Annotated in this window: 28 protein-coding genes and 3 riboswitches; of the genes, 9 read left to right on the top strand and 19 right to left on the bottom strand. The window is 41.1% G+C overall.

From position 1 onward, the window contains the following. Positions 1 to 11: 11 nt before the first annotated feature. The 4 genes from queE to MHB66_RS06465 all read right to left on the bottom strand — a co-directional run bounded on the left by queE (position 12) and on the right by MHB66_RS06465 (position 3,152). Positions 12 to 743 carry a 7-carboxy-7-deazaguanine synthase QueE gene (gene queE / locus MHB66_RS06480; RefSeq protein WP_034281545.1) on the bottom strand — a complete coding sequence of 244 codons (732 nt, stop codon included), beginning with the start codon at positions 741 to 743 and terminating at the stop codon, positions 12 to 14. Next, positions 736 to 1,176 carry a 6-carboxytetrahydropterin synthase QueD gene (queD, locus tag MHB66_RS06475; RefSeq protein WP_034281544.1) on the bottom strand — a complete coding sequence of 147 codons (441 nt, stop codon included), beginning with the start codon at positions 1,174 to 1,176 and terminating at the stop codon, positions 736 to 738. Before queD ends, queE begins: the two co-directional genes overlap by 8 nt. Next, positions 1,177 to 1,833, bottom strand: a complete 657-nt coding sequence (gene queC, locus MHB66_RS06470) for a 7-cyano-7-deazaguanine synthase QueC (protein ID WP_046310763.1) — start codon at positions 1,831 to 1,833, stop codon at positions 1,177 to 1,179. Between the two features lie 159 nt (positions 1,834 to 1,992). Further along, a riboswitch (PreQ1 riboswitch) is annotated at positions 1,993 to 2,037 on the bottom strand. A gap of 71 nt (positions 2,038 to 2,108) precedes the next feature. Further along, positions 2,109 to 3,152: a membrane protein gene (locus tag MHB66_RS06465; protein ID WP_034623360.1), complete on the bottom strand. Its 1,044-nt coding sequence runs from the start codon at positions 3,150 to 3,152 to the stop codon at positions 2,109 to 2,111. Positions 3,153 to 3,396: 244 nt separating this feature from the next. Here MHB66_RS06465 and MHB66_RS06460 point away from each other — a divergent pair, with 244 nt between their 5' ends. The 3 genes from MHB66_RS06460 (at position 3,397) to motB (ending at position 7,434) form a co-directional block, all read left to right on the top strand. After that, positions 3,397 to 5,499, top strand: coding sequence for an ATP-dependent Clp protease ATP-binding subunit (locus MHB66_RS06460; protein ID WP_046310761.1), 2,103 nt, complete (start codon positions 3,397 to 3,399; stop codon positions 5,497 to 5,499). Between the two features lie 377 nt (positions 5,500 to 5,876). Then, positions 5,877 to 6,671: a flagellar motor stator protein MotA gene (motA, locus tag MHB66_RS06455; protein WP_024424680.1), complete on the top strand. Its 795-nt coding sequence runs from the start codon at positions 5,877 to 5,879 to the stop codon at positions 6,669 to 6,671. Continuing rightward, entirely contained in the window at positions 6,664 to 7,434 is a 771-nt protein-coding gene (motB, locus tag MHB66_RS06450; protein ID WP_034281540.1) for a flagellar motor protein MotB, read from the top strand. The genes motA and motB overlap by 8 nt, the downstream gene beginning before the upstream one ends. Positions 7,435 to 7,627: 193 nt before the next feature. On the opposite strand, the gene MHB66_RS06445 is transcribed toward motB, so the two are convergent. Further along, positions 7,628 to 8,083 carry a MarR family transcriptional regulator gene (locus tag MHB66_RS06445; protein WP_034281539.1) on the bottom strand — a complete coding sequence of 152 codons (456 nt, stop codon included), beginning with the start codon at positions 8,081 to 8,083 and terminating at the stop codon, positions 7,628 to 7,630. 204 nt (positions 8,084 to 8,287) lie between these two features. Here MHB66_RS06445 and MHB66_RS06440 point away from each other — a divergent pair, with 204 nt between their 5' ends. Continuing rightward, positions 8,288 to 9,793: an ATP-binding protein gene (locus MHB66_RS06440; protein ID WP_034281538.1), complete on the top strand. Its 1,506-nt coding sequence runs from the start codon at positions 8,288 to 8,290 to the stop codon at positions 9,791 to 9,793. A gap of 46 nt (positions 9,794 to 9,839) precedes the next feature. Here the strand turns inward: MHB66_RS06440 and MHB66_RS06435 are convergent, their stop codons facing one another. From MHB66_RS06435 to MHB66_RS06410, 6 genes are all read right to left on the bottom strand, one after another. Further along, positions 9,840 to 10,082 (bottom strand): aspartyl-phosphate phosphatase Spo0E family protein, encoded by a 243-nt coding sequence (locus tag MHB66_RS06435; RefSeq protein ID WP_024424676.1) that lies wholly within the window; start codon positions 10,080 to 10,082, stop codon positions 9,840 to 9,842. Between the two features lie 300 nt (positions 10,083 to 10,382). Next, on the bottom strand, positions 10,383 to 10,913 hold the full coding sequence (locus MHB66_RS06430; protein ID WP_034281537.1) for a cupin domain-containing protein: 531 nt from the start codon (positions 10,911 to 10,913) through the stop codon (positions 10,383 to 10,385). A 16-nt stretch (positions 10,914 to 10,929) separates the two neighbouring features. Next, positions 10,930 to 11,568: a methylthioribulose 1-phosphate dehydratase gene (locus tag MHB66_RS06425; RefSeq protein ID WP_034281536.1), complete on the bottom strand. Its 639-nt coding sequence runs from the start codon at positions 11,566 to 11,568 to the stop codon at positions 10,930 to 10,932. Continuing rightward, positions 11,532 to 12,227 (bottom strand): 2-hydroxy-3-keto-5-methylthiopentenyl-1-phosphate phosphatase, encoded by a 696-nt coding sequence (locus MHB66_RS06420; RefSeq protein WP_046310758.1) that lies wholly within the window; start codon positions 12,225 to 12,227, stop codon positions 11,532 to 11,534. The genes MHB66_RS06425 and MHB66_RS06420 overlap by 37 nt, the downstream gene beginning before the upstream one ends. Continuing rightward, positions 12,227 to 13,477 carry a 2,3-diketo-5-methylthiopentyl-1-phosphate enolase gene (mtnW, locus tag MHB66_RS06415; RefSeq protein ID WP_196797905.1) on the bottom strand — a complete coding sequence of 417 codons (1,251 nt, stop codon included), beginning with the start codon at positions 13,475 to 13,477 and terminating at the stop codon, positions 12,227 to 12,229. Before mtnW ends, MHB66_RS06420 begins: the two co-directional genes overlap by 1 nt. 72 nt (positions 13,478 to 13,549) lie before the next feature. After that, positions 13,550 to 13,651, bottom strand: a riboswitch (SAM riboswitch). 52 nt (positions 13,652 to 13,703) lie between these two features. Further along, positions 13,704 to 14,885 (bottom strand): pyridoxal phosphate-dependent aminotransferase, encoded by a 1,182-nt coding sequence (locus MHB66_RS06410; protein WP_046310755.1) that lies wholly within the window; start codon positions 14,883 to 14,885, stop codon positions 13,704 to 13,706. Positions 14,886 to 15,048: 163 nt separating this feature from the next. Next, a riboswitch (SAM riboswitch) is annotated at positions 15,049 to 15,208 on the top strand. 79 nt (positions 15,209 to 15,287) lie between these two features. Between MHB66_RS06410 and mtnK the strand changes: the two genes are divergently transcribed. Both mtnK and mtnA read left to right on the top strand, forming a co-directional pair. Beyond that, positions 15,288 to 16,481: an S-methyl-5-thioribose kinase gene (gene mtnK, locus MHB66_RS06405; protein WP_046310754.1), complete on the top strand. Its 1,194-nt coding sequence runs from the start codon at positions 15,288 to 15,290 to the stop codon at positions 16,479 to 16,481. Positions 16,482 to 16,487: 6 nt separating this feature from the next. Continuing rightward, complete coding sequence (gene mtnA / locus MHB66_RS06400; protein ID WP_041116442.1) at positions 16,488 to 17,549, top strand: S-methyl-5-thioribose-1-phosphate isomerase; 1,062 nt, start codon at positions 16,488 to 16,490, stop codon at positions 17,547 to 17,549. 24 nt (positions 17,550 to 17,573) lie between these two features. Here mtnA and MHB66_RS06395 read toward each other — a convergent pair whose 3' ends face one another. The 3 genes from MHB66_RS06395 to MHB66_RS06385 form a co-directional block, all read right to left on the bottom strand. Beyond that, positions 17,574 to 17,711 carry a hypothetical protein gene (locus MHB66_RS06395; RefSeq protein ID WP_165585032.1) on the bottom strand — a complete coding sequence of 46 codons (138 nt, stop codon included), beginning with the start codon at positions 17,709 to 17,711 and terminating at the stop codon, positions 17,574 to 17,576. Positions 17,712 to 17,800: 89 nt separating this feature from the next. After that, on the bottom strand, positions 17,801 to 18,292 hold the full coding sequence (locus tag MHB66_RS06390) for a methylated-DNA--[protein]-cysteine S-methyltransferase (protein ID WP_046310751.1): 492 nt from the start codon (positions 18,290 to 18,292) through the stop codon (positions 17,801 to 17,803). A gap of 1 nt (position 18,293) precedes the next feature. Next, positions 18,294 to 20,504, bottom strand: a complete 2,211-nt coding sequence (locus MHB66_RS06385) for a PAS domain-containing sensor histidine kinase (protein WP_034281528.1) — start codon at positions 20,502 to 20,504, stop codon at positions 18,294 to 18,296. A gap of 293 nt (positions 20,505 to 20,797) precedes the next feature. On the opposite strand from MHB66_RS06385, the gene MHB66_RS06380 reads away from it, so the two are divergent. Then, on the top strand, positions 20,798 to 21,817 hold the full coding sequence (locus MHB66_RS06380; protein ID WP_024426826.1) for an acyltransferase family protein: 1,020 nt from the start codon (positions 20,798 to 20,800) through the stop codon (positions 21,815 to 21,817). Between the two features lie 26 nt (positions 21,818 to 21,843). Here MHB66_RS06380 and MHB66_RS06375 read toward each other — a convergent pair whose 3' ends face one another. From MHB66_RS06375 to htpX, 5 genes are all read right to left on the bottom strand, one after another. Next, a complete protein-coding gene (locus tag MHB66_RS06375) occupies positions 21,844 to 22,017 on the bottom strand; it encodes a hypothetical protein (protein ID WP_170825835.1) in 174 nt (57 codons plus the stop codon). Next, positions 22,010 to 22,174, bottom strand: a complete 165-nt coding sequence (locus tag MHB66_RS06370) for a hypothetical protein (protein WP_087975542.1) — start codon at positions 22,172 to 22,174, stop codon at positions 22,010 to 22,012. The genes MHB66_RS06375 and MHB66_RS06370 overlap by 8 nt, the downstream gene beginning before the upstream one ends. 6 nt (positions 22,175 to 22,180) lie before the next feature. Then, entirely contained in the window at positions 22,181 to 22,699 is a 519-nt protein-coding gene (locus tag MHB66_RS06365; protein ID WP_046310749.1) for a YetF domain-containing protein, read from the bottom strand. 294 nt (positions 22,700 to 22,993) lie between these two features. Further along, positions 22,994 to 24,340, bottom strand: a complete 1,347-nt coding sequence (locus tag MHB66_RS06360) for a TrkH family potassium uptake protein (RefSeq protein WP_080701186.1) — start codon at positions 24,338 to 24,340, stop codon at positions 22,994 to 22,996. A gap of 144 nt (positions 24,341 to 24,484) precedes the next feature. Next, positions 24,485 to 25,384: a protease HtpX gene (gene htpX, locus MHB66_RS06355; RefSeq protein WP_034281524.1), complete on the bottom strand. Its 900-nt coding sequence runs from the start codon at positions 25,382 to 25,384 to the stop codon at positions 24,485 to 24,487. Between the two features lie 278 nt (positions 25,385 to 25,662). Here htpX and MHB66_RS06350 point away from each other — a divergent pair, with 278 nt between their 5' ends. Together MHB66_RS06350 and MHB66_RS06345 are read left to right on the top strand one after the other, a co-directional pair. Further along, the gene (locus tag MHB66_RS06350; protein ID WP_025092320.1) at positions 25,663 to 26,379 is read left to right on the top strand and encodes a DUF1836 domain-containing protein; all 717 of its coding nucleotides are present in this window, start codon (positions 25,663 to 25,665) and stop codon (positions 26,377 to 26,379) included. A 123-nt stretch (positions 26,380 to 26,502) separates the two neighbouring features. Beyond that, positions 26,503 to 26,700, top strand: a complete 198-nt coding sequence (locus MHB66_RS06345; RefSeq protein ID WP_034281522.1) for an alpha/beta-type small acid-soluble spore protein — start codon at positions 26,503 to 26,505, stop codon at positions 26,698 to 26,700. The last annotated feature ends 12 nt before the right edge of the window (positions 26,701 to 26,712 follow it).

Raw genomic sequence — 26,712 nt, 5'->3', positions numbered from 1 at the left:
TCTCTTCCTTTCTATACGCCTCGTTTATTTCCCCACAATAACGTGTGCAGCTGCGGCAGCACTCTTACGCGGTTTAAGTCTGGATCTTGCGCGACTTGATCGACAAGCGCTTCATATTTCTTTAATAAATGCGTCAATAAGTACGCATCATCAGCTGTCGTCGTGTCATCATTTCCTACCTGCAAATAAAAAGGAAGCTCAGGGTATTTTGCATGAACATCCTTCGCATACGCTAGGTCACGATCGTCAAAGATCACGACCTTCAGGCTAGCATGCTGCAACCTATTTCCGTTTTTCAGCTCATCTATAATACGTGTTAGTTTTGTAAAATCTGTTTTCATATTCGAGCTTGGCGGCTTAGGAGAAATGGTTAAATCATCAATTTTCAAAAACCATTCCTGATACATCGTCCCTTGTGTTTCAAGCGCTGTATCAATTCCCTCTTCATGCAGTAAATCAATGAGGGATTCCATTTGTTTTAAAAGGGCTGGGTTTCCCCCTGAAATGGTGACATGAGAAAAAGCCTGTCCGCCTATTCTTTTTAATTCTTTGACAATGTCTTCTGCCTCAAGCCACTGAATGTCATGCTTAGCTGAGCCATCCCATGTAAAGGAGGAATCACACCAGCTGCACGAGTAGTCACAGCCAGCCGTTCTGACAAACATGGTTTTTTGTCCAATGACCATTCCTTCTCCTTGAATGGTTGGACCAAAGATTTCTAATACGGGAATCGCTTTAGCCATTGATCTCAACTCGTTTCGGACGGTAAATGCAATAGCTTGTTGGTGTCTCTCTGACAAAGACCTGAACACATGCCGGCTTGTTCGCTAAAGTCGATAAATACGCTGCGACTTTGTCATGTACGGTCTTTGCTACCACCTCAGTGGTTGGCATCGCGTATCGATCGTTTGATGAGAATTCCTCATGATCATTGAGCAGCGTGTGATCGTACTGCCCATGAATGAGCTTTTTCAATGTACTGAAATTGACAAGGAAACCCGATTCATCTAGCTCGTCTCCCGCAATCGTGATATTGATGGTGTACGTATGACCATGAACACGGCTGCATGCGCCCGCATCTTCTCGCGGGATGAAATGGGCAGCAGAAACATGCATGTCTTTATTTAATTCAAATGAAAATGGATGATCGGTTTGTGGATAGATTTGAGAAAGCATTTATTTTGCCTCCTTCCTTTCCATATAAGTGTCATAGCCATTTTTCCGCAGCTTACACGCAGGACATTCCCCGCAGCCATCAGAGATGATGCCGTTATAGCAAGTGAGCGTTTCATTTTTCACAAAATCCAGCGCATTAAGCTCGTCTGCCAGCTTCCATGTTTCTGCTTTATTCAGCCACATCAGTGGTGTATGAATCACAAATGGTTTTTCCATTGCTAAATTCACTGTGACGTTGCAAGATTTCACAAACTCGTCACGGCAATCTGGATAGCCGCTAAAGTCTGTCTCACAAACACCTGTGATAATATGTCTTGCTCCAATTTGATACGCAAGAATAGAGGCGAAAGATAAGAACACTAAGTTTCTTCCTGGTACAAATGTGGAAGGAAGCTCTCCTTCTTTTTCCTCAATGTCAATGTCATCTCTTGTTAAAGCATTAGGTGCCAGTTGATTTAAAAGAGACATATCTAACAGATGATTCTTCACACCTAATTTGTCAGCGATTCTTTTGGCGACATCAATTTCTTCTTGATGACGCTGATTATAATGAAAGGTCACGGTTTCTACCTCTTCAAATTGTTGAAGTGCCCATAATAAACATGTCGTACTGTCCTGTCCCCCGCTAAAGACAACGACTGCTTTTTCATTTTTCATTTTCTGTTCTCCTCCTTTTGCAGATGAGTACAACCGTACAACACTGCATCTGAAAGGCTCCTGAAAACCCCTATTTTTCTCAAAAGAAAAGACACCTTTACATGTGTATGAGGTGTCCCAGCCATAAAAAATAAAAAATGCCACATCCAAGGATACGGCAAGTCCTTAGTTTTTTATAGAGGGTTTTGCTAGAACCTCTCCCGTCTTCACGGATTTTTGTTCAATTTTCACAGAGGATAGTGTACCACATATTTTTCATGCAGGCTATCCTTTCTTTACTTATCTAGCGGGGCAGGCACTTTTTTTAGACAAAGAAAGAGGATAAAAAAGATGCTGACATAGCCAAAAACCGGATAAACCGTTGAAATCAGTGTACCGTAACCAATTTTACTAATCACATAGCAGCATATGAGAATAAGGGATATCGTAAAGATGCTGTTCATTCGGATATATGCCCTCACTTGTCTCTCCAGCCCGTATAAATTGCCTATGACGGATGTAAAAACTTCACCGAAGATGACAAATAAATAAATGAGATGAATGGAGTTTGCGACTTGATACACTACCTGGGCCATTGGAATATCAAACGCCTCCAGCATATCTAATGAAGAAAGAGATAAGAAGCAAGCAAGCAAAATGAGTGTCAGCATGACGCCCCCAAGCACCGCTCCCTTTTTAATGACTGCTTCAGAGGTCATTTCATTTGCGACGGGTACTAACACTGCCTGTGACAGTGCTAAATTAAAGGCACCATATGACACGGCTGATAATATCCACTCGCCCTCACCCATTTGCAGCGCAAGAACATAACTTTCACTGCTGCTAAACACAAATGAATCAAGAAACACGATCATTGAAAAGAAAATCAGCATTGGAACGACAAGGACGTTGACTCCAAATAGCCCTTTTGAACCTTTAAAGAGTACAATGACGCTCAAAATGATCGTCAAAAAGATCCCATATTCCTTCGATATACCAAGCTGTTCTTCAAAAATAGCCCCTGCGCCTGAAATCATGACTGAGGTGACACCAAGTAAAATAAAAAACATGACAATATTAATATATCGACTCGCAGCTGCGCCAAATAAAAAACGGTTCATATCTTGATAAGATTCTGCTTCGATTCGTTTCGAAATCAGCATCATTTTTGCCCCAAGGCCAGTAAAAATAACACCGCTAATCAGGATTCCTAATAGTCCAATCCAGCCAAAACGAACAAAAAATTCTACGATTTCTTTCCCTGTCGCAAACCCAGCTCCAACCACTGTTCCTACATAAACAAAGGCAAGCTGAAAAGCGGATTCATTTGAACGTTTCATGTGACCCCTCCGCACCCATCACTTTCGATTGTCTCTTTTTTATCCTATGAGACAAGTTCCTTGAAAAGAAGGACAAACCATGATTAAATGCAAAAAAGGATTTTTATTCCCCTTTGAGCAAAACAGTTGAAAGTCAAAATAGGTCAGAGTATACTATAGTCAAAGATGGTCAAACAATAGACCATTTTCTTTAACATTCATTGGTCAAATAAAGTCAAACTTTATTTTAAGGAGGTCATGGCAAATGCGTTGTCAACATTGTCAAGTAAATGAAGCAACTATTCGCCTGAATATGCAAGTAAATTCGTCCCGGAGCCAAATGGTTTTATGTGAAGACTGCTATACCTCTTTGATGGAGCAGTCAAAAATGAAAATGGGACCTCAGCTTTTTGGAGGAAGTTCATTCTTCTCTCAGGCAGCAAGTCATGCCCCAAACATGGAGCAGCCAAAGCAAAAAGGCTTACTCGATGAGCTTGGCCGTAACTTAACAGATGGAGCAAATGCTGGTTTAATTGATCCAGTCATTGGCCGAGACGAAGAAGTCGCAAGAGTCATTGAGATTTTAAATAGAAGAAATAAAAATAACCCTGTTCTTATTGGTGAACCAGGTGTTGGGAAAACAGCGATCGCAGAAGGACTCGCGCTCAAAATTGCGAGCGGCGATGTGCCAAATAAATTAAAGAACAAACAAATCTATTTATTAGATGTCTCCTCACTTGTCGCAAACACAGGTGTACGCGGTCAATTTGAGGAAAGAATGAAGCAGTTAATCAAAGAACTGCAAAGCCGTAAAAATATCATCTTATTTGTAGATGAAATCCACCTTCTTGTGGGCGCAGGATCTGCAGAAGGATCAATGGATGCTGGAAACATTTTAAAACCAGCCCTTGCAAGAGGCGAGCTGCAGCTAGTAGGTGCGACGACATTAAAAGAATATCGCCAAATTGAAAAAGATGCTGCACTCGAACGGCGCTTCCAGCCCGTTATCGTAGATGAGCCAACACAAGATGAAGCAATCGACATCTTAAAAGGCATTCAAGATAAATACGAGGCCTATCATGGTGTCTCCTATTCAGATGAAGCAATCAAAGCGTGCGTTCAATTATCTTCGCGGTATATTCAAGACCGTCATTTGCCGGATAAAGCCATTGATTTAATGGATGAAGCTGGTTCAAAAGCGAATCTCTCCATTGATGCAGCAAGTGAAGATGAGCTGACAAACCGACTAGCGCAAATTGCCGCAGAAAAACAAGCTGCGCTAAAAGAAGAACAATATGAAAAAGCAGCGAAGCTTCGCGATGAAGAAGAAGCCATTGAAGCAAGACTTCAAAACAAAACAACTGAAAAAGAGCATATCGTTACAGCAGAGGACATTCAGGCCATTGTGGAACAAAAAACAGGCATTCCTGTCGGGAAACTCCAAGCAGACGAACAAACCAAAATGAAAGAAATTGACGTCCGTCTAAAAGCACGAGTGATTGGACAGGAACATGCGGTTGATAAAGTGGCGAAAGCCGTGAAAAGAAGCAGAGCTGGTTTAAAATCGAAACATAGACCAACAGGCTCCTTCCTTTTCGTTGGACCAACAGGTGTCGGGAAAACCGAATTGTCTAAAACGTTAGCTGAAGAATTATTCGGTTCAAGAGATGCGATCATTCGTTTAGATATGAGTGAGTACATGGAAAAACACTCTGTGTCCAAACTCATCGGTTCTCCTCCTGGTTACGTTGGACATGATGAAGCTGGCCAGCTGACTGAAAAAGTGCGCAGAAAACCATACAGCATCATTTTGCTGGATGAAATCGAAAAAGCACACCCAGATGTACAGCACATGTTCCTGCAAATCATGGAAGATGGCCGCTTAACAGACAGCCAAGGCAGAACGGTCAGCTTTAAAGATACAGTCATCATCATGACAAGTAACGCAGGCAGCGCAGATAAAACGGTCAAGGTCGGCTTCCAGTCTGATCAGGAAGAAGCGATTGAGGAACAATCACTCATTGATTCACTAAGCAGCTACTTCAAACCAGAATTTTTGAACCGTTTTGACAGCATCATTCAGTTTGAATCATTAGACAGAGATGATTTAGTGAAGATTGTTGATCTTCTGCTCAATGAGCTGTCAGAGCAATTAAAAGAGCAGAATTTAACAGTCCATGTCACAAATGAAGCGAAAGAAAAAATCGCAGAGCTTGGATATCACCCTGCATTTGGTGCTCGTCCACTTCGAAGAACCATCCAAGAGCACGTTGAAGACCAAATGACGGAGATCCTGCTTGAAGAGGAGCAGCTTTCTGGATTTACTGTGGATGTTGAACATGACGAAATCGTCGTAAAAAAAGGATAACTACATCTTCAGGATGATATGCATCTCCATCATGTTGCGGCGTCTAAGTTCCATCTGAACGACGACGCTCCCCCGCCTCTTTTCCTTTACGATAAAAGAAAAAGAGGTGGATCACATGATGAATTGGAGCTACGATCTTGTTAAAATCATGTATGAAGAAAAATTAAAAGAGCTGCTTCATTTAGATGAACCAGCTCAAAACGATTAAATGGAGACTCCCTTTATATGAGAGGGAGTTTTCTTTTTACGCAGATAGAAAGCGCTTTCGTCAAAAATTCTTCACAGAAAGTGTCTTAATTTTATATTCTGACTAAAACCCTTCTGGAACACACCGATATTAACTATAGAAAAAGATAGTTAAAGGATTTGGTGAGATAATGGACAAAACATCGTTAATTGGTATTATTTTAGCATTTATTGCACTAGGTGTCGGTATGGTTTTGAAAGGTGTGAGTCTAACTGCTCTTCTCAACCCGGCGGCTATATTAATCATCATTGTTGGGACGGTTGCAGCTGTTGTCATCGCATTCCCTTCTAGTGAAATTAAGAAAACACCAAAATTGTTCGGCAAAATTTTCAAAGACAGCCAGCTTCCAACGATTCAAGAAATGATCCCTCTATTTTCAAACTGGGCACAAATTGCGCGTCGTGAAGGTCTTTTGGCATTAGAAGCAAGTCTTGAGGAAGTCGATGATGATTTTCTAAAGAACGGGTTAAGCATGGCAGTTGACGGCCAAAGTGCTGAATTTATTCGAGACGTCTTAACAGAAGAAGTTGACGCCATGTCTGAACGACATCAGTCAGGTGCATTAATCTTTACACAAGCTGGTACATACGCTCCGACGCTAGGGGTACTTGGCGCCGTTGTCGGACTTATTGCCGCACTTGCCAACATGGGAGATATTGAAGCACTTGGACATGCGATCAGTGCTGCCTTCGTCGCCACACTGCTTGGGATTTTTACCGGATATGTGTTATGGCATCCATTTGCCAACAAGCTGAAGCGTAAATCAAAGGAAGAAGTAAAGCTTCGTCTGATTATGATCGAAGGTATTCTTTCTGTTCTTGAAGGTCAATCTCCAAAAGTCATTGAACAAAAACTTCTTATGTACTTACCAGCAAAAGAACGTGCAAATCTTGTCATTGAAGAAGGAGAAAATCAAAATGGCTAGGAAACGTAAAAACCATGATCATGAAGACCATGTAGATGAATCTTGGCTTATCCCTTATGCCGATCTACTAACGCTTCTTCTCGCCCTCTTCATTGTGCTCTTTGCATCTAGTTCAATTGATGCGGCAAAATATGAACAGATGGCTAAGTCTTTTAATGTAGTTTTTACTGGCGGTACTGGTGTTATGGATCAATCCAGCATGCAAAGCACGGAAGAAACTGAAAACAGCAACCAAGTCAAGAAAGCAGCCGAGGAAGAGAAAGATGAAGAAGCCAAAGCAAAGGCTAGGGACCAAGCGGTTCTCACAAAGGTCAAAAAGCAGGTCGATTCATTCATTGCAAATAAAAAACTTGGTTCAAAGCTCGAAACAAAGCTTACGGATGAAGGTCTTCTCATTACGATTGAGGACAGTATCTTCTTTGACTCTGGACGGGCAGTTATTCGCCCTCAGGATGTCCCGTTAGCAAAAGAAATCTCAAAACTGCTCGTCATTAATCCTGCTCGTGACATTGTCATTAGCGGACATACAGATAATGTACCGATCAGAAATTCAGAATTTGAATCAAACTGGTATTTAAGCGCCATTCGCGCTGTGAACTTTTTAAATATTCTTCTTGAAAACAGCAATCTAAACCAAGAGAACTTTAGTACAAAAGGATACGGCGAATTCAAACCGATTGCCTCGAACGATACAGCAGAAGGCAGAAGTAAAAACCGGCGTGTAGAAGTACTCATTTTACCGATTGAGAAAAAAGCGAAATAAAAAAAGAAGCCAGCGGCTTCTTTACAGATTGTTGACAAAGGGCTAAAATGATCTCTATTTTAGCCCTTTGTCTTCTTTTCAGCGTGATAGAAAACCTTTGCAGTCTAGGAATGAGCACCGGCACGCAGGGCTGACAACTGAATGCGAGGGATTGCTTGCGCGCTGAAAAGGAAGCCAGCGGCTTCCTTTTTATTTATTCTTGATGATCATATAAATGCTTTGCACGCAGCCCTACATGTTTGAGCATATCGATGCAGGCATCTTTCTCTTCTTCACTGAGGACACTGATCATCTCATGAATTTCTTTCGCATGATCTGGGAAGATGTCATCAAGCAAAGCTCGTCCCTGCTTGGTAATATGCGCAAATGTCACCCTGCGGTCTTCTGCACAAGCCTTGCGGCTGAGGAGTTCTTTCTTCTCCAATTTATCAACCACATACGTGATGCTGCCGCTTGCAAGTAAAATCTTATCACCGATTTGCTGAAGCGGCTGATCACCTTTATGATACAGCAATTCTAGCACAGCAAATTCAGTTGGATTCAGCCCGTGCTTCACAATATGTTTGTTCATGTGATGATTAATTGAGCGATAGGCACGTGATAATACAATAAATAGTTTCAATGATTTTTCAACATTATGATTTTCCATTTTTTATCATCCTTTATGAAATGCAACCCACTAATGTGACATTAATAAACAATAAGTAAAATGTCAACATTTTGATCCATCTTTAGCACGAAAATGAGACCAGAACGAATCACCTAATTTTTTAAAAATCACACAAGTCATCGTAATAAAGATAGGTTCAATGCTATAATAAGTCTATTAGGTAATACGTTGGAGCGATGAATGATGAGTATACTGAAAGGGTTTTGGAAGAAGATCAGGCTTTACCTTATTTTGGTCATGCTTCCAACCCTAATCATTAGTTATTTTATCTACGAAAAAGAAACTGAAAAAATCGATTTAAAGAACAAACAAACCGCTACACTTATGTTAAATATTCACAAAAATCAAATGAATTATTTAATAAGTGAAACAGAAGCGAGATTAACTTCCCTCGCCATGGGATTTGACCAGCCGCTTGAGACGAAAAAAGTACAAAACATCCTAGAGAAAATCTATAAACAAGAACCTCGTTTTTCAGGTCTGTATCTCCTAGACAAAAAAGGAAATGTAACAGCAAGCACCACCCCGTTAAAGGAAAAAATTAACCTATCATTCAGAGATTACTTTAAACGCATTCAAGTGACCAAGCAGACCGTGATCACAGACAACTATGTGAGCCGAATTACAAAACAGCGGATTCTCTCCATTTGTGTGCCTGTTCTCGATGAAAACGAAGAGGTCACCAATGTACTGATTGCCGCCATTCAAATTGACTATTTAAGAAATATTATGAATGTATTGAACCCTGATCTTCATTTTAAGATGCTGAATCAAAATGGACATGTCGTCTTTACAAGCGGTCCACAGCCAGTACCCGAGGGCGGCAGCACCGTGTCTACATATTTAGATGAAAACAGCTGGAAGCTGGAGGTCTTTCCGCAGCGTGCTTCAACAAGTGAAGTGCTGTCTGTGATGCTCATCCCTTTATCCAGTGCGTTTATTTTATTAAATATTTTATTCACACTCGTCCAATATATCGTGTTAAGGCGGCAAACTCAGCAGGAGCGTCATCAAAATGAAGCGCAAAAGCTTGAATTGATCGGAACACTCGCAGCAAGTACAGCACACGAAATTCGCAACCCATTAACAGGGATTAGCGGATTTATCCAGCTATTGCAAAAGAAGTATCATTCAGAAGAAGATCAGCTCTATTTTTCTGTCATCGAGGAAGAAATTAAACGGATCAACCAAATCGTCAGTGAATTTCTTGTATTAGGAAAACCAACGGCAGAAAAATGGCAGAATAACTCTGTAAAAGAAATTGTAAGTGAGATCATGCCGATCGTATTCTCTGAGGCAAATCTTTATAATGTCGAAGTGGATTTGCAAATCAATACGATTCAAGATGTCGGCGTGTATTGCACAAAGGATCATATTAAACAAGTTGTTTTAAATGTAGCAAAGAACTCTTTAGAAGCGATGCCAAACGGCGGTCATTTGAAGATTGTGATCGAAGCTGAAAAAGAACATGTCATCATTAAAGTAGAGGATACAGGTGAAGGCATACCAGAAGAGATGTTAAAGCACATCTTCCTCCCCTTTATTACATCGAAGGAAAAAGGCACAGGTCTTGGGCTTGTCGTGTGTAAACGAATCATTTCGATGTATGGCGGAACAATTGATATTCATAGCGAAGTGAATAAAGGAACGACTGTCATGATCATGCTTCCTTCTGCTCACTCAGCATAACTGAAGATGTCAGCCGGTTTTGCTTATGCAAGACCGGTTTTTCATGTCAATAAGAGGGGCGGTTCACAGATAAAAGACTCATTTGAGACACAAGATCATGAAAGGAGGGGGCAGATTGTTTCTCATGAAAAAGAAGATGCTGATACTCATTCATCAGGTTGTCCAGTTCTTGACTATATTTAATTGTCTTCTCACCAGTGTAACCTTCCACTTGAGCAGCTTCTACCATTTGTTTTCTCTTCTCATCAATGGACATCAGCAATTGTTCTTTCCTTACGTAAATATTCATGATCTCAGCTCCCGCAATGATTTCGACTGTCTATGCTCAAAATGATCCGACACCAAAATTATACTTTATTTGTAAATTAAATTAAATATGCTTATTTTATTTAATTTTTTACAGCCTAAAGACCTTTTACCCAATCAAATTTGGGGGTAAACTTCAAATTTGGACAGGACTGACACATTGATTAAACAGAATTTTATCCTATGCAGAAGATCAAAATCAACTATTTTCTTTCTCATTTTATGTCTAATTTCCTAAAAAAAAGCTGATCTTCCGCCTCATGCGGAATGATCAGCTCTATCATTAAACCGTTTCTTCCTCGTAAATCGGCACCCAGCCCTCAGTTGTGACAAATATGCGAACTGCGACCACTTTGCGATCCTCTTGAAGTGTAAAGTAATGACGAATGTTTGGCGGAACAGAAATTAAATCACCTGGATTCAATCTCACATCAAAAAAGACGCCATCCTTGCCTTGAATAGCAAAGATTCCGTGCCCGCTCACAATAAAGCGTACTTCGTCATCTGTATGGTGATGCTCACGTTTAAAGTTTTGGAGCAGCTCATCAAGATTTGGCGTGGCATCAGATAATGAAATGACATCCTGCGCTTTGTACCCTCTTTTTTCAGAAATACTTTGGATTTCCTTTTGGAAAACAGTCAAAATCTCTTCCTTTTCCTCATCGGTTAAATCATACTTTTCTGATAAACGGTTTGGCAGCTTTTCAATATCCCAATGCTCATAAATGACCCCTTGGTTTTCCAAATATGATGCTACCTCTTGCTCGCTTTCAAGTAATGTGTTCTCTTCATTATGAATCAAAATCGTCGCCATGTGTTTTTCCTCCTTTTTATCTTACAAGCTGCTGTTGATAAAGCGCTAATTTTAAGTGATAGCTAAATAAAAATTCATATGCTTCTAATACTCGTTTTGCTTCAAAGGCTGTTTTTCCCCAGACTGTAATACCATGATTGCGAATGAGTACAGCACCAGATGACGCCTCTAGTGTCAGATGTTTGGCAAATTGCTCTGCAAGCTGCGGAATATGAGCTGGATTTTCAATAATCGGAATCGACACTTCTGCATCCTCTTCCCAATAACCAAGCGCTTTGATGATTTCGTTGCCTTTAAAACGAATCTCTCCCTTATCCCCATACAGCTCTGACATCACATTATTATCGATTGTATGGACATGGAGGCAGCAGCCTGCTTTCGTCCGTTCATATACGTACGTGTGAAGCAGTGTTTCAGCTGATGGTCTAAGCGGCTCGTTCGGATCATGGGGCTGGCCTGCCGCATTTACTAGCACAAAATCTTCGTTTGTTTCTTTTCGTTTATCTTTGCCGCTTGCCGTCACCAAAAACGTGATTGGATCATCCGACACCTTGATCGATAAATTACCGCTTGTTCCGAAAAACCAATCTCTTTGAGCCAGTTCACGTTTAACGTCTGCTAGCTCCTGCCAGCGTTTGCTCTTTGCGTCTGCCATTCCTTCACTTCCTTTATTTGAACAAATTGCGCTTGTAGATCAATAAATGTGTCATATTCCTTGTGTACGAGCCCGAGCTCTTGACATTCATTGAGCAAGTAGTCGCGCGCAAACGTAAGATCCGCATGCTTCGCCGCCTCCACATCAGTCACTGAATCTCCGATCATGATGATGAAGTCATCCTCATGAGTCAGCTTTCGAATGATTGAGGGCTTGCAGCATCCGCAGCCATTTTGACATGGCGTATCGCAGGCATGCGGCCATTCAATCTGAATATGGCCTTCCACAAATGATGCATGGTTGCAATAAATATCGTCTCGATCGACAATGCCTTCGAGGATGGGGTAGACAAAAAAGTCCATCCCCCCGCTAAGTACATAGAAAGGAATATCTGCTTTTTTTACCTCATCGACAAATTGCTTAAATCCTTCTCGAATCTCTGTATCCTCTAAAATAAATGATTGAATAGCATCCTTCTGATCACTTTTCAGTAATTGAAACATCTGCCCGACGCCTTCTTGAATGGTGATTTCCTTTGACAGGACACCATCCTTCAGCTTCGTCCATTCACTTGGTGCAAACTGTTTCATGATGCGGATGATATTATCATTTTTTGTAATTGTTCCATCAAAATCACAGCATACAATTGGTTTTTTCATTATTCTGCTACCCTTCCCCAAAGATCAAGTGCCGCTTTTAAGTCTTGGCAGGAAGCCGCCTTATCTCGGATGGACTCTTCGTGAATCACGGCATCAATGATCGAACGAAATGCCTTCCCTCCGCCAATGGCTCCCCGCGGATGTCCGTGAATGCCTCCACCTGCATTTATCACATGATCAATTCCAAAATCTTTGATCAATACTGGAACCATTCCTGGATGAATGCCTGCTGACGGGACAGGGAATGTTTTTTGAACCGTATCCTCTTTTACGCAAGCTTCATAGATTCCAAAGGCATCTTTTTTCGAAAGAGCAACCGACCCATAAGGTGAGGGAAAGAGGCTCAAATCAGCGCCAGCATATCGATTTAATTTGCCTAAAAGAAGAGAATGCGAGAATCCATATTCAGGAGAGGATGTCAAAGCACCACTCACAGCGGGATGCGCCATAATCGGCAGTGGAATGTCTGGGTCCTCAGCTAGGCTTTGCATGACATCAAGGCCGTATGCAAAGACATTGAATAAGAGCGCATCTGCCCCAAGTTCAGCGGCCTTTCTCGCTCGATCCTTCAGGTCAAAGGTTCTGCCCGTTAAATTGACAGCATACAGTGTGCGGTGTCCTGTTTCTTCATAGGTTTCTTTTAAAATCGCTTTTCCTTCTTTGATTCGCTCTTCAAAAGGGGCTAATGGACTTTCGAATAAAATTTCATCGTCTTTGATGAAGTCAACCCCGCCTAATGCCTGTAAGCGGAGCTGCTCTTTTAAATCCTGCATATCACGGCCGATAACGCCTTTAAAAATACTCATCAATAATGGACGATCAAACACATTTACCTTTTTTCGTATGCCATCAATTCCAAATACAGGTCCTGGCAGGCTTTTTTTAAATTCTTCAGAAAATTGGATATCGACTAGCTTCACTTTTCCGTCTAGTGAAAGCTTTCCAAAAATCGTCGTAAAAACAGCTGGTAAATCAGCTGAAAAGTTTGCCTCAGGATAAGCAATGGTCACCTCTGATTGATAAAGGCCATTTTCGGCTGGAACAGCCTTTTCTAATACTTTTTCAACTCGGCCTTTATGCTTTTGAAGCTGCTCCTTTTTGAGCTGCGGCAAATCCGTCCATGATCCAACTGTTAAACCAAGCGCGATCTGCTCCGCTTTTCGATTTATTTGTTCATCCTCTCGATGTGTTAATACGTATGTTGCCAGTAATTCACTCACTAGGAATCCCCTTTCGATTGCGTCATGCATATGTTCAATAAAAAAACCTCTTCAAGTGCTTCATGAGCGCCTTAAAGAGGTTGTTTCGTGTCATTCATCCGAATCTTATCTCTCAGCGCTTGCTGCAAGAATTAGCACCGTGCTTCATGGAAGTCGGTTGCCGGGCTTCATTGGGCTAGTCCCTCTGCCTACTCTTGATAAGAATATTCAATTTTCTTAAATATTGCCTGAATTATCGCACCATTTTTTTATGTTGTCAATGGCTTTTTTCAAACAGCTTCAAAGCAGCGATGCGCTGAGCGGCTTCTTGTAACCGCTCCTCACTTGTTAGAAGCCCTACTCGCACGTACCCTTCACCGTGAGCACCAAAGCCATTGCCTGGCGCAACAACAACATGTGCCTTCTCTAATAATAAGTCAGAAAAGGCTTCAGATGTATATCCTTCCGGCACCTTTAACCAAGCAAAAAATGAACCCTTTGGTGCACTGACTTCCCAGCCAATTTCTTTGCAGGCAGCCATCCACACATTCCGCCTTTTCTCATATCGATCATTTTGCACCTGCACGCACGTTTGATCGCTTAATAGCGCTTCCGCTGCTGCATCTTGAGTGGCTTTAAACAGCGAGACAAACAGATGATCCTGATAAAGCTCAACCGCTTCAATAACAGACGAATTTCCTGCTGCGAATCCTACTCTCCACCCTGCCATATTGTACGTTTTAGATAATGTGTAAATTTCTATTCCCGTCTCTTTCGCTCCCTCTACTTGCAGAAAGCTGAGCGGCTTTTCCCCATCAAATCCAATGCCGCCATATGCAAAATCATGGACTACACATAGCTCGTGATCTTTCGCAAACGTAACGGTTTCTTCAAAAAATACACGGCTTGCCGTAGCCCCCGTCGGATTGTTGGGGTAATTTAAATACATTAATTTTGCCTTTTTCTTATCATCTTCAGGCAGCAAATCGTAGTCAGGTAAAAAATCATTTTTTTCAAGAAGTGGCATGGTTACCATATGCGCTCCAGCAAGCACAGCGCCTGACCAATAATCAGGATAACCAGGATCAGGGACAAGAAGCGTATCACCCGGATTCAGCAGACATTGCGGCAGCTCAACAAGCCCTGCTTTCCCGCCAAATAAAATCGCAATTTCCGTTTTTGGATCAAGTGCGACCCCATATTCTCTTTCATAAAAAGCGGCAGCAGCCTTTTTTAATTTCGCTGTTCCACGGAATGAGGAGTATTGATGATTTTCAGGTTTTGCTACCGCTTCCTGCATGGCTTTTACAATGTGCGGAGGAGTTGGCTGATCAGGATTTCCCTGCCCCAAATTAATGATATCTGCCCCTTCCCGCACTTTTTTCTGCACCTTTTGGACAAGGGACGCAAAAAATTGTTTCGGTAATTGTTTCAACACATCTGATTGCTGGAATTCCATTTCTTCACCTTCTATTCAAGTTACGTGACAATACAATCACTGTAATGGATTGTTTTATGAATTGTAAAGCAATTTTGAAAAAAGATTGACATGTAAAGCGCAGCTCTGATAATATCTTGAATTAAGAAATGCAATCAGACACGAAACAATTACATATTGATTTCTCTTATCGAGAGTTGGGCGAGGGATTTGGCCTTTTGACCCCAACAGCAACCGACCGTTAATACCACTGTGAAGTGGGGCGCAGCAAGTAACGCGCCAAGACAATTGTCTTATAGGGCACGGTGCTAATTCCATCAGACGTATGTGCTGAGAGATAAGAGAGGCTTTGAGCATACACACCATCAAGCCTCTTTCTCTCAGGAGAAAGAGGCTTTTTTATATGATTTGGAGGGGAAGCAATTGGTTACACTTACGGCATCATATGAAGAACTAACAGAAAGCTCGGCAGTTGCACTCGCAATTAGACTTGGCTTGATCCAAGAAAGCAGTCATTTGACATGTACTGAAATCGGTGACGGGAATTTAAATTACGTCTTTCATATTTATGATCACAAACAAGAAAAAGGATTGATCATCAAGCAGGCGCTGCCTTATGCAAAGGTGGTAGGGGAGAGCTGGCCGCTTACATTAGACCGGGCAAGAATTGAAAGTGCCGCCCTGATCAAGCAGTCAGAATATGCGCCTCACCTTGTACCAGCAGTCTATTATTCAGATACAGCTCTTGCAGTGACAGCCATGGAGGATCTCTCCCACTTAGAAATCGTCAGAAAAGGGCTAATTGCCGGAAAACAATATCCGCATTTATCTGATCATGTTGGAGAATTTTTAGGAAAAACACTTTTTTACACATCTGACTTTGCTACAAATCCTAAAATCAAAAAACAATTTGTGAAGCAATTTACGAACCCTGACCTGTGTGATATCACAGAAAAACTCGTCTTCACAGACCCTTTCTTCGATAGTGAAACAAATGACTTCGAAGAAGAATTAAGAGAATTTGCAGAAGCGCTTTGGGCAGATCTTGAAGTGCAAGCTAGGGCAGCAGAATTAAAGCGTATCTTCCTGACATCAGCTGAAACATTGGTTCATGGAGATCTTCATACAGGCAGTATTTTTGCAAATGAAACTGAAACGAAAATCATTGATCCAGAATTCGCGTTTTACGGTCCCTTCGGATTCGATATCGGCCACTTTATCGCCAATCTGTTCCTGAATGCTTTATCTCGCGAGAGTGAACACGAGCAGCAGCACCTTTTTGACCATGTCGTCAATGTATGGGCAACCTTCAAAGAAGTGTTCACAAAAGCTTGGAAAGAGGACAGCATTGAAGCGTTTAGTGTATCGGACAGCTTTTTAGAAACAACGTTTGACCGGATTTTAAAAGAAGCAACAGGCTTTGCCGGCTGTGAGCTTGTCCGCCGAACAATTGGTCTTGCTCATGCCGCTGACCTTGATGCAATTCCATCACCAACTAGACGGATTCAGCAGAAAAAAGCAGCACTGACACTTGGAAAAACATTTATCAAACAATATCATGCAGTGGAAACAGCGTCTGACCTCGTCGCATTATTCCAGCCATCTGTAAAGGAGTGACGGGTTTTGTCAAAAGAATTTGAAGTCCCCCGTTCTGTCGAATGGGAAGAAAACCGTATTAACATTTTAAATCAGCAAAAATTACCAACCGAAACCGTATTTGAGCATTTATATACGAAAGAAGATGTGTATGATGCGATTGTGTCATTAAAAGTACGCGGAGCGCCTGCGATTGGCATTACAGCAGCTTTTGGGCTGGCGCTTAGTGCACAAGCAATTGAAACAGAAGAATTGGATGTTTTTAAACAAGAAGTCATTCGAATCAAAGAATATTTAAACAGTGCTCGTCCAACCGCTGTGAACCTCGCCTGGGCATTAGACCGGCTGCTGCAGCGCATTCAGCGTGCAGCATCAGTGAATGCAGCCAAAACAGACCTTGTGCATGAAGCCATTCAAATTCAAATAGAAGATGAAGAAACATGCAGACAAATCGGTCAAAATGCACTTCAGCTCTTTAAATCAGGTGACCGTATCATGACCATTTGTAATGCAGGCTCCATCGCAACGAGCCGGTATGGAACAGCCCTTGCTCCCTTTTATTTAGCCAAAAAGAAAAATCTTGATCTTCACATTTATGCATGTGAAACACGCCCTGTTCTTCAAGGCGCTCGTCTGACAACATGGGAGCTCATGCAAGGCGGCGTGGATGTGACGCTCATTACAGATAACATGGCAGCCCATACGATGAAGGAAAAGCAAATTTCTGCTGTCATTGTTGGAGCTGACCGTATCGCCCGTAATGGAGATACAGCGAATAAGATTGGAACGTTAGGTCTTGCCGTTCTAGCCAAGCATTTTAACATTCCGTTTTTTGTAGCAGCACCGCTTTCAACCTTTGATGTATCCACCCGCGACGGGTCAGATATTCCAATTGAAGAGCGCGACCCGCTGGAAGTAAAGGAATTAAACGGCGTCCCCATTGCACCGCCTGATGTTCAGGTATTCAATCCCGCCTTTGATGTCACTCCTCATCATCTTATTTCAGGCATCATTACAGAAAAGGGAATTATCACATCGAACTATGCAGAAGAGATTGATGCTCTTTTCGCCGAAAGCATCTCCCAGTGATCGCAAAAAAGCGCCGTGTTCTTGTCATTTAAGAGCACCGCGCTTTTTTGGTTCTTGATTCGTTTTTGTTAAGATTTCTTTTTTTTGTTCTTCTGTCAAAACGTTCATTTTGACACATAGTGACGTCACGGCATACATTTTGCCTTTTTTGCCCCAAAACATGCCAGCGCCCTCCTTTTTCCCTCAACCAACTTTTTTAGCTTAATAAAAGGATATGTCGCTTGACAAACATTCGGAACAGGTCAATCGATTTATTTTTGAACAAATGGGATGCCTTCTAATTCAAGGAGGACCGCTTTCATGTCTGTTTTCGATCCTGCATAGCCCGTCAGAGTCCGGTCTTTTCCAATCACCCTGTGACACGGGATAAAAATAGGTAATGCATTTCGTCTGTTAGCTTGTCCGATGGCTCTTACAGCCTTTGGATTGCCAATCGCTTCTGCAATGTCTGCATAGCTTTTTGATTCACCATATGGAATGGCCGACAATGCTTCCCACACCTGCTCTTGGAACGGAGAACCAGTTTGCTTGAGCGGGAGATCGAATACTTGCCGCTCACCTTTGAAATATTCATCTAGCTGCTTTTTCGCTTCTTGTAAGACAGGCGTATCTGCTTGCTTTAGATTCGCTGCCTGCTTTTTTGCTAAAAACGGTTCATCATCAAACATCACCTCGATGATGGCACCGTCCTTTTCTAGTATGTATAATTCCCCGATGGGTGCGTGATAGACGGTATAATACACGTTACTGCTCTCCTTCTTGTTTCTGCTGCCTAAGTGGCAGCGTGAGATGGAAGACGGTTCCTACGCCTTCCTCACTTTCTACCTCAATGGTTCCTTGATGCTCTTCAATAATTTTATAACTAACCATTAAGCCAAGTCCAGTTCCTCTTTCTTTCGTTGTATAAAAAGGCTCGCCTAGACGCTTTAGCTTATCCTCTGCCATTCCGCAGCCTTCATCACGCAGTGAAATGACAATATGCTCCTCGCCCTTCCGCTGAATGCTCACATAGACATTTCCTTTGCGCGGCATGACTTCAATTGCATTTTTTAAAATGTTAATAAAGACCTGCTTTAATTGGTTTTGTTCACAATAAATGAGCGGAATCTCATCCAGTACATTGAGATGCATTTGAACATTGCCAAGATTCGCCTGTGCGTGCAGAAGATCCATCGTGTCTTTCACAATTTGCACCACATTTTTTTCTTCATATACAATGGCTTGCGGTTTCGCTAAAATCAAAAATTCGGTGATGATGGATTCAATCCTTTTCAGCTCTGATGTGATGACATTAAAATAGAGCGAATATTCCCCTTCTATATTTCCTTTTAACAGCTGAATGAAGCCTTTTAATGCTGTCATCGGGTTTCTAATTTCATGAGCAATTCCAGCGGCAAGCTCTCCGACCACATGAAGGGTATCTGATTTTCTCACCCGCTCTTCTAATTCCTTCCGCTCTGTCACATCTCTAAAGATCGCCAAATTCATATTATGGATAATGTTGCGTTTAAAAGAGAATTCCAGGATACGCTGATCTGGATGGTTCAGTACAAACGGAACCTCATTATCCATTTCATCTAATGACATCGCCTCGGCGGGCTGAGCCAAATTTTCTATTTGATAAGGGGCAAGGATGTGGAAAAGATTCATTTCTGTTAAATGATCGTCCTTCAATTGAAGCAGCTCGCTGGCAGATGGATTGACTTCAATGATTCGGTATTGATTATCAAAAAGAACAATGCCGTCCATTGAGCCATTAAAGACTTTACGGAATTTGAGCTCACTTTCGCGCAGCTCCTGCTCCATTCTTTTTCGATCACTTACATTACGTAAAATGGTTAAGTGCTGTCCTTCTAATACCGCATGCTTTGAAGTAAACTCAAGCTCTTTATACTGTCCATTAGCCATTTTGAACAACAGCTCTTCCCTTATTTCATCATTCCGGATATAGCGTCTTCTTGTTGGTCTATATCTCTTATCAGATTTGACGAGAAAGTCGGTGAGTTTTTTGCCAATCAGCGAGTGCATCGGTAATTCAAAAATTCGGCAGGCTGATTCATTGGCTTTCACAATCTCTCCATCGTCCGCCCATATGATGATGGCATCCATTGCATTTTCAAAAATTTCTCTAAAGCGTTCTTCACTTTTTAACAGCTTCTCTTCCATCAGTCTTTTTTCTGTAATATCCCGCATGATGGACATATAAAAACCACTCATCACATTTGATGTAATGGTGAGTTCAAATAATTTTTGCTGGCCAGATTGAAGGGTAACAGGAAGCTCCCCTTTTGCTTTCCCTGTTTCTTTAAGTGACGTTAAAAGATGCTGCAAGGCGGGAAGATTTTCTTCTTCGACAAATTCATGTAAATAGCGATCGGTTAAATCAGTCTTTTGCAGCTCAAAGCTCTGACAAAAAGAATGATTCGCATCAATCATGCAGCCATCCTGATCAAAAATGACCATCCCGTCAATGGCTCGGTCAAACAAATCTTTGAACAGCTGCTCATTCATGGAGCGTTCTCGTTCTAATATTTTCTTTGAAGAAATATCTCGCATGACCACAATATATTGCTGACTCATGGTATCGTGCTCTGCGACAAATTCAATGTATTTTGTCTCACCATTTTCCAGCTGAATGGAGATCTCTCTTTTTAACGTACCTTTTCGAAAAAATAGATCGAGTGAGCATTCAATTTTATCTTTCGGGATGCCGTATAGGAAATCTAGAACGGATTTATTGAGGAGGTCTTCTTTCGGTGTCTGGACAAGCCTGCATGTTGCTTCGTTGGCTTGGATGATGTTGAGGTGCTGATCAAATATAAAAATGGCATCTAGCGTCTTATTTAATAGCATTTTTTGCTGCATTAACTCAGTTCGCAAATATTCGTTCTCTTTTTCTAATTTTCTGATATCTCCCGCAGGGGTTAACCTATTGCCATCGAGCGTTTCAGTCATTCTCTTACACTCCTTTTCCAGCCTCATTCCTCTACAATATTTCTACAATATTTTCATTGTTCCTTCATTCGACTCATAAAAAAAGATAACTTTTTACACGAAGACTGTCTCATTTATTTCATTTGGATGACAGGATTGTATAACGGTTCACTTTTCTTACGCTTCTTTTACAACCATTCTACAATTTCACTTCAAATAGCGAATTGAGCGAAAATGTATTTTAGAATGAGGCAAATAAGGGAACAGTGCACTTAGAACATTTATGTTTGAAATCGAGCAGGAAAGGTGATGTTATGGCATCTTCACGAGATAGTTATTTTGATAATGCGAAATTCCTTCTGATTTTTCTAGTTGTTTTTGGTCATTTGTTACGATCATTCATTCATGATAATGACTGGATGCTCTATTTATACAAGTTTATTTATACCTTTCACATGCCCGCCTTTATTTTAGTTTCTGGCTTTTTTGCAAAAGGGTTTAGAAAACCGGGCTTTATGAAAAAAGTCGCCGTTAAGCTGATCATCCCATATTTAATCTTTCAGGTGATCTATTCGGTTTACTATTATCTCTTGCAGGATCAAAGCATGGCCAATTTAAATCCAATTGATCCACAATGGTCCTTATGGTTTTTAATTAGTTTATTCTTTTGGAATTTGCTGCTCATTCCTTTTTCAAAACTGCCGTTTCACTGGGCGATGATCGTCAGTTTATCGATTGCTTTACTCGTCGGTTATGTGGACAGCATCAGCGATACACTCAGCTTATCACGTACGTTTGTCTTTTTGCCTATGTTTTTAGCTGGATTCTATTTAAAAAAGCAGCATTTTGAATTCATCCGTACAAGCAAAGGAAAGCTGGCAGCACTTTTTGTATTAATGGCTGTGTTCCTGTTTTGCTACTTCTATGAATTTGATTATTCCTTCTTATTTGGCTCAAAGTCGTATGCTTCTCTTGGGGATGAAGGAATGATTGCGGCGATGAAACGAATGGCATGGTATTTGCTTGCATTTGGCGCTACTTTCAGCTTCTTTGCATTAGTTCCAACACGCCGTTTCTTCTTTACAAAATGGGGAACAAGAACGTTATATGTTTATTTATTACACGGCTTTGTGATCAAGCTGCTAAGAACCACTTGGTTTGATGACTGGGCGCTAAATGCAGCAAGTGTACTCATTTTATTGCTGCTGACCATTCTGTTAACCTTTACCCTGTCTAGCACTTTTGTCAAAACCGTTGCACAGCCAGTGATCGAGCTCAAAATGACCCATCTCATGCGAACGATCACCGGCAGGCAAGGCAGTTATATCAAATAAAAACGATCCTTCATGGATCGTTTTTTCTATTTCTTATTCTGCTGACATGCATCATCTTTCTTTGGCTTTACCAACGTATCAATCCATTTGCTGCTGTTAATATCTCCAAGCTCACTGCCAAATTCCTCTTCTAAAATATCTGGGTCCATTGGCTTTTTATGGTCCTTCATCTCTTTGCTCTTCATATGCTTCTTAGTCACGAGATGCTCCCCCTTGTTTCCCTTTATGAGAATTTCGGTTTGCCTGACGATCTCTTGATTGTTCGTCAAATTGAGTTTGTCCTTGATCATGTGCCATACTTTCTGTCGGCGTCATATTATTTGTTAATGCTTCATTTTTCGCTGCTTTTCTTTTCATCTGAATTCAGTCCTTTTTTGACAGGTTTAGTTCTTCTCTTAATTGGTCAAGGAGTTCTTTCATTTGCTTGACCGTCACTGGCTTTTCCTCAGGTTTTAACTCATAGCCAATTTGCCCATTGGCTTCTAGCGTGGCTTTTTTGAGACAGCTGATGTCAGTGATGCCTTGCTGCTTTAAACGCATTTTAAATTCGTCCCTTGTGAGCCTTGTTTTCTTCAGCTTATGATCAAGCATTTGGCCATCCTGTAAAATCACGACCGATTTGCCTGAAAGCAATTTTTCAAAAAAATCCGATTGAATCGACAGCTTCTCCATAATGACAAGTGCCACAATAAAGATGGTAGCTGCATAAATGGTTTCAAGTAAATTATGCTCAATAAAGGGTTGGATAATAATCGATCCGATTGAAATCATGATGACTGTTTGTTGTACAGTTAATTGACTAATCGATTTAGGCCCTGCTATTCTCAGCAGCAAGGTACCAACTAGCAGCATGACAATTGCTTTCCATAACACATCCAGCACGTCTCGTTCACCTCTTACCTATAGATTGCGAACATCCCATGTGATTTAGCCAGTTAGATAATGGAAATAAAAAAACAGCATTCGAATTGAATGCTGTAAGATGTTGAAAAAGGGCCAAAATGATCTTCATTTTGGCCCTTTGTTTTCATTTCAGCGTGATAGAAAACCTTTGAAGTCTAGGAAGGACGAGCACCGGAACGGAGCGAATTTGACATTCGTGAGTACCGGAGCGCAGAACTGCGGGCGAATGCGAGGGTTTGTCTACACGCTGACAGCATTCAAATTGAATGCTGTTTAGCCAATAATGACGCGCTCTTTCGGATAATGATAATTTGCTTCGCTTTCTCTTCGGCCTATTAAATATAAAAAGCTTGGAATACCGATCCGGCCAATAAACATGACAACCATGATGATACATTTACCAAACACAGTGAGATCTGAGGTGATCCCAAGCGACAGCCCCGTTGTTCCGAAAGCAGAGCAGACTTCAAATAAATTTTCAAGAAGTGTATTATGCTCTGTTAAGGATAACAGGAACGTAGCACCAAAGACCAAAATAAAGGCCATCATGGTTACCATAAGAGATTTATTAATATCCGCTTGATGAAGCTCTCTCTTGAAGATTTTGATGGATTTATTTCCCCTAGCAAAATGAAACAAGGCAAGTAAATTAAGAGCAAACGTAGTTGTCCGAATGCCGCCCCCCACAGAGCTTGGGGAAGCCCCGATAAACATGAGCATACATAAAAATAAAAGCGTCGGTTCCGTCAGCTGCGTAATATCTAACGTTGTCAGCCCCCCGCTTCTTGTTGCAGTCGATTGAAACAAAGAATAGAACAAGATTTCGTGCCAGCTTTTCCCTACAAAGCTAAACCCGGCTTCAAGTGCATATATTCCAATCGCTCCAACAACGACAAGGCCGCCGAACGTGAGCGTTGTGATTTTTGTAAACAATGAGAATGATGCGTGCTTTCGGTCCTGATTGAACAAATAATCCTTCACTTCCACGAGCACAGGAAAACCAATCGCTCCAAAGATGATCAGCAGCATCGTAATAAACTGGACGAAATAATCATCTTTGTAAGGAATAAGAGAACTCCCTGTAATATCGAAGCCCCCATTGGTTGTCGCACTAATACTTGAGAAGAAGCCATGTAAGAAAGCGCCTTGCACATCGTAATACTTGAGAAAATACATGCTTAAAATCAGCCCGCCGACAAACTCAATCAGCAAAATTAAATATAAGACCTGCTTCATTAGTTTCACAATTCCAGATAAATTGCTTTGGTTTTGATCTGCCATGATAAGCTTTCTTTCTTTAATTCCAATTCTTTTTCGCATAACTAGCCATACGAAGGTACCGAGCGTCATAATGCCGATGCCTCCGATTTGCAGAACAAATGCAAGGATCCACATCCCTGCCACACTAAATGTTTGTGAGGTGTCGACAACAGTCAGTCCTGTAACACTTACAGCACTCACCGCTGTAAACAAGGCATCAATGAATGTCCATTTGACTCCCTCTTGATGAGCCACTGGCAGGCTGAGAAGAATAAACGACACGGTCACAGCAAGAAAATAATAAAGGGCAATCAACTGAAAAGCTGACAGCCGGTCAATTAGCTTTTTTATAGGATTCATTGTCATTCCTTCTTTTATCTATCTTTTCGAATACCTTTATCATTTTAATGAAAAGAGACATGATTTTAAAGCTATTTTATGCTTTATTTTCTTTTTCATCAAAAAGAAAAGACATCCTGTAAAAGAATGTCTTTTTCCTCTTTCTTATTTTGCTTCTAGTCTTCTGATTCTTTCGTTTAAATCAGGGTGTGTTGAGAAAAGAGAAGCTTTTCGTTTACCGCTGATTTTAAGTGTAGCGACTGCTGTTTGATCATCATCTTTGATTCTTGACGTGTACGCCTCAAGTGAACGAAGCGCATGAATCATTTTATCTTTACCTGCAAGGTCGGCTCCGCCGCGGTCTGCATGGAATTCACGGTGTCTAGAATATGCAAACACGACAAGGCTTCCTAGGATAGAGAAAATGATTTGGAAAACAATCACAGCGATAAAATGAACAATCGGCACAAGCTCTTCGCGTGAAACAAAACGGCTAGCGATCCATGCCGCAATTCTTGAAAGGAACACAACAAACGTGTTGACGATTCCTTGAAGCAGCGTCATGGTCACCATGTCACCATTTGCAACGTGAGCGACTTCGTGGGCGATTACACCTTCAACTGCTGCATCATCCATTTCCTGAAGCAATCCAGTTGATACCGCAACAAGTGATCTTCTCTTAGAAGGACCTGTTGCAAAAGCATTTACTTCAGATGATTGATAAATACCAACCTCAGGCATTTTAGAAAGGCCTGCTGCTCTTGATAGTCTGTGCACGCGGTCAACTAGCTGCTGCTCATCATATGTTAATGAATCCTTTTCTGGATTTAACACGCGTACACCCATCATCATTTTTGCCATCCAGCGAGACATTGCAAGTGACATAAACGAGCCAACAAAACCAACAACTGCACTGAATACAAGAAGATAAAGGATATCAAGTCTTCCGTCTGCTCCTATATAAGAACCAACACCAGTTGCTGCACTAATAACCGACAGTACAATACCAATCGTAGTGATAACAAGAATGTTCGTTAATATAAACAGAAATATTCTCTTACCCATACATAACCTCCGCTGTCATATTAAGTTCAAATGAACTTATTAATAAAATTATAAAAATAAACGTCTCAAATTGCAAGGAAAAAGGAATCACTTTCTTTGTTTATCATAACGGCTAAAGCCCCGTCACATCAATATTTACGACATTTGCCCCAGCAGAAAAGTGAACAAATTGTGACGCACAGGTCTGATTTTGAGTTTATTTTGCATTTTCATCAAAAAGAGACTATGATGTTGAATTAGATCAATAATCACGTTTTGACGTACAAATGAGGTGGAACATGGTTACTTTTAAATTAACGAGAATTGACATGACAAGACTTCTGTATTCTCTAAAAGGAGAGGGAGATCTGACTCCGCTTCAGCTTTTGAAACTATCTGTAAAAAATGGCAAGGATCATGACTATGATGAATTAAAGATCCCGTCTTTTTTTGAGAAGCTTGAACGGCGGAAGCAAAAATCAGAGCATGGTCTTTCTACAAATGAAATTGTTGAGCTTGGCAACTTGTGTGAGCTGACTTCTCTTAAATCGACGGCGATCCAAAATTGGATCAAACGTGATATTAAAGATATGATTGGCCATCCAGAGCTTGGCAAAAAGTACTCTATTGATCAGGTCGTTATTTTATTAATTGTCAGGGATTTAAAATCAGTTTTTGACTTCGATACCATACGTATGATCTTATCTGCCTTATTTAACACCATCACAGATCGAACAGATGATATTATTAGTCCAATCCGTTTTTATGAAGCATATGCGCACGTCCTTGATTTTATTTATCACCATACACAATTTCCATTAAAGGAAACAAATTTACGAGAAATAACCGAGGAGCAGACAGACAAGCTTCATGACGAGTTTACAGAATTGACGAAGAGCCAATGGAATTTGATTAAAGGGATTATCAGTTCTACCGTCTTCTCTGTATTTACTTCTCATTTGCAAAGTACAGCTCAAGAAATGATGTATAATACGCTGCAGCTGAATAAGGGATAAATAAGAACCGAGGTGACCTTCATCATCTCGGTTTTTTGTACAGCAATTGCCAGCATAATTGTACGGCTTTTTTTTCAAAATAAGAAGGCGCAACAAACATGAGGTGAAAGGAGGAATACGAACATGGCAAATCGAAATCAACTTCTTGTTCCTGGAGTAGAACAAGCTTTAGATCAATTTAAATACGAGATCGCTCAAGAATTTGGCGTCACTCTCGGTTCAGATACAGTTTCACGTGCAAACGGTTCTGTTGGCGGTGAAATCACAAAAAGACTCGTTCAACAGGCTCAATCACAAATGGGTAATCAATCTAAATCATGACATGGTGAAATA

It is taken from the genome of Bacillus sp. FSL L8-0167 (assembly GCF_038630295.1).
GTDB classification, from domain to species: Bacteria; Bacillota; Bacilli; order Bacillales; family Bacillaceae; genus Bacillus; species Bacillus safensis.
Note: the sequence above shows the minus strand (reverse complement) of the source record. Positions and strands in the feature narration are given on the sequence as shown.

Excerpts from the sequence above, each read along its gene's own strand:
- htpX (WP_034281524.1), bottom strand. The coding sequence starts at position 25,384 with ATGGGTAAGAGAATATTTCTGTTTATATTAACGAACATTCTTGTTATC.
- MHB66_RS06435 (WP_024424676.1), bottom strand. The coding sequence starts at position 10,082 with ATGAATATTTACGTAAGGAAAGAACAATTGCTGATGTCCATTGATGAG.
- mtnW (WP_196797905.1), bottom strand. The coding sequence starts at position 13,477 with ATGCATGACGCAATCGAAAGGGGATTCCTAGTGAGTGAATTACTGGCA.
- MHB66_RS06395 (WP_165585032.1), bottom strand. The coding sequence starts at position 17,711 with ATGTTTTGGGGCAAAAAAGGCAAAATGTATGCCGTGACGTCACTATGT.
- MHB66_RS06425 (WP_034281536.1), bottom strand. The coding sequence starts at position 11,568 with ATGGCAGACGCAAAGAGCAAACGCTGGCAGGAGCTAGCAGACGTTAAA.
- queC (WP_046310763.1), bottom strand. The coding sequence starts at position 1,833 with ATGAAAAATGAAAAAGCAGTCGTTGTCTTTAGCGGGGGACAGGACAGT.
- MHB66_RS06360 (WP_080701186.1), bottom strand. The coding sequence starts at position 24,340 with ATGAATCCTATAAAAAAGCTAATTGACCGGCTGTCAGCTTTTCAGTTG.
- MHB66_RS06445 (WP_034281539.1), bottom strand. The coding sequence starts at position 8,083 with ATGGAAAATCATAATGTTGAAAAATCATTGAAACTATTTATTGTATTA.
- MHB66_RS06460 (WP_046310761.1), top strand. The coding sequence starts at position 3,397 with ATGCGTTGTCAACATTGTCAAGTAAATGAAGCAACTATTCGCCTGAAT.
- motA (WP_024424680.1), top strand. The coding sequence starts at position 5,877 with ATGGACAAAACATCGTTAATTGGTATTATTTTAGCATTTATTGCACTA.
- MHB66_RS06465 (WP_034623360.1), bottom strand. The coding sequence starts at position 3,152 with ATGAAACGTTCAAATGAATCCGCTTTTCAGCTTGCCTTTGTTTATGTA.
- MHB66_RS06430 (WP_034281537.1), bottom strand. The coding sequence starts at position 10,913 with ATGGCGACGATTTTGATTCATAATGAAGAGAACACATTACTTGAAAGC.
- MHB66_RS06440 (WP_034281538.1), top strand. The coding sequence starts at position 8,288 with ATGAGTATACTGAAAGGGTTTTGGAAGAAGATCAGGCTTTACCTTATT.
- MHB66_RS06380 (WP_024426826.1), top strand. The coding sequence starts at position 20,798 with ATGGCATCTTCACGAGATAGTTATTTTGATAATGCGAAATTCCTTCTG.
- queE (WP_034281545.1), bottom strand. The coding sequence starts at position 743 with ATGGCTAAAGCGATTCCCGTATTAGAAATCTTTGGTCCAACCATTCAA.
- motB (WP_034281540.1), top strand. The coding sequence starts at position 6,664 with ATGGCTAGGAAACGTAAAAACCATGATCATGAAGACCATGTAGATGAA.
- MHB66_RS06385 (WP_034281528.1), bottom strand. The coding sequence starts at position 20,504 with ATGACTGAAACGCTCGATGGCAATAGGTTAACCCCTGCGGGAGATATC.
- queD (WP_034281544.1), bottom strand. The coding sequence starts at position 1,176 with ATGCTTTCTCAAATCTATCCACAAACCGATCATCCATTTTCATTTGAA.
- MHB66_RS06370 (WP_087975542.1), bottom strand. The coding sequence starts at position 22,174 with ATGAAAAGAAAAGCAGCGAAAAATGAAGCATTAACAAATAATATGACG.
- MHB66_RS06350 (WP_025092320.1), top strand. The coding sequence starts at position 25,663 with ATGGTTACTTTTAAATTAACGAGAATTGACATGACAAGACTTCTGTAT.
- MHB66_RS06410 (WP_046310755.1), bottom strand. The coding sequence starts at position 14,885 with ATGGAATTCCAGCAATCAGATGTGTTGAAACAATTACCGAAACAATTT.
- MHB66_RS06420 (WP_046310758.1), bottom strand. The coding sequence starts at position 12,227 with ATGAAAAAACCAATTGTATGCTGTGATTTTGATGGAACAATTACAAAA.
- MHB66_RS06345 (WP_034281522.1), top strand. The coding sequence starts at position 26,503 with ATGGCAAATCGAAATCAACTTCTTGTTCCTGGAGTAGAACAAGCTTTA.